Below are 1564 nucleotides of genomic sequence, written 5' to 3' on the forward strand. Positions count from 1 at the left end.
AGATGAGATTTCTTTAAAGGGTCGTTGGAGACGACAACGTTGATAGGCCACAGATGTAAAGGCAGTGATGTCAAAGTCGAGTGGTACTAATTACCCATAAGCTTATGAATGCTGAGGTCCATGGTTGGATTCTTCGCTGAAATTACAACTACTTTTTTTTTCAATATGTTATGATATTTGTTGCAGCTAGTGTACAAACACCGTAAAGCTGATAACTGAAGATTTTCAGGTATCTATAGCAATGGGGTTCCACCTCTTCCCATCCCGAACAGAGAAGTTAAGCCCATTAGCGCCGATGGTACTGCCAAGTGGTGGGAGAGTAGGTCGATGCCAACTTTTAAGCGTCTTATTCCAAATGGAGTAAGACGCTTTTTTTATGACCTGATTTCTGGAAAATAATGACGATTTAGGAATTGCGGATTGTTCCTCCCGCTGATGACGCTAATAATCGCAAATGCTTCCCTTCTGACAGCACTACTTTAAGTTCGATATCCAGAATATCGGTGATGACTTTATAAAACTTACTGCATTGCTAAATGAGAACCCTGGTCTCTTGCTATCTAATTGCTCATCCCTCATTGTTAATTATTGAATGATATTCCAGCTCACTTTAGTCTTCTTGTTAGTTTTTTATCAATCCAGGAGCATCTATTCACCCAATCATCAAATTTTGTTAGCTGAGATTTCCCCCTGTTTTTCGTTTTCATCTTAGTAGTACGGCTCGTTTTTTATATACCCATCCCTTATCTGGAATTTTAAATCATAGAAAAATGCTCTTGTTTAGAAAAAAATAAGGCAGAAATAATGCCTATTTCCTTTTTATGAGCTTGAAAAATGAAACCAAGAAATGTAAGTAGCAGGAAAATGATCTTTTATTTGTTGCAAGCTTGATAAGAGAACCCCATGCTGATCATCATTAATCGCCCTTTGTTCATCTATCAGAACCTTACAAACGCGTCATTTTTCAGTCTCTAAAATCAGGAAAATAATCTTTTTCAAAAATAATGAATACTGCTTATCAGCGTTTTAGTAATTAAATTAAAAAAATAGGTCGTTTGGATTAGGATTAATGGAAATAAAAGGTCTATATTTGCACTCGCTTTAAGAGAGAGGCGCAGGTCATTGAAACGTTTGTAGAGCTTGTAAATATTGGGTTATCCTGATAAAACAAGTTGAAAAATAAACGAAAAAAGATTTGCAGAATTAGAATTAAGTTTCTTATATTTGCAGCCGCTTTTGTAGCGAAAGAGTTCTTTAAAAATTTGGCAGGGTGACGATGAAAATCTGAGGTAAAACGGAAATAAATTTTCTAAAAAAAACTTCAATTTTTATTTGGTTTTAAAAACTAAAAGTTGTTATCTTTGCACCCGCTTTGACGCTGTAATCAGCATCAAGACAGAGAAGAAATTTTGAACGCAAGTTCTTTGAAAATATTGGAAGTAGAATAAAGTTAGGTAAATACAAGAATAATAACCTTGTCAATTAGATTTACGAAATAACTTAGATATTATCCACGAGCAGATTAACTATAAGTTTTTTATACAACGAAGAGTTTGATCCTGGC

2 rRNA genes are annotated in these 1564 nt (G+C 34.8%); both read left to right on the plus strand.

The features are described 5' to 3' along the window. A 23S ribosomal RNA gene (locus EO244_RS16720) occupies positions 1 to 110 on the plus strand; the annotation flags it as partial. Between the two features lie 115 nt (positions 111 to 225). Further along, positions 226 to 336 (plus strand): 5S ribosomal RNA (gene rrf / locus EO244_RS16725). The last annotated feature ends 1228 nt before the right edge of the window (positions 337 to 1564 follow it).

This window comes from Ancylomarina salipaludis, assembly GCF_004122035.1.
GTDB lineage: Bacteria > Bacteroidota > Bacteroidia > Bacteroidales > Marinifilaceae > Ancylomarina > Ancylomarina salipaludis.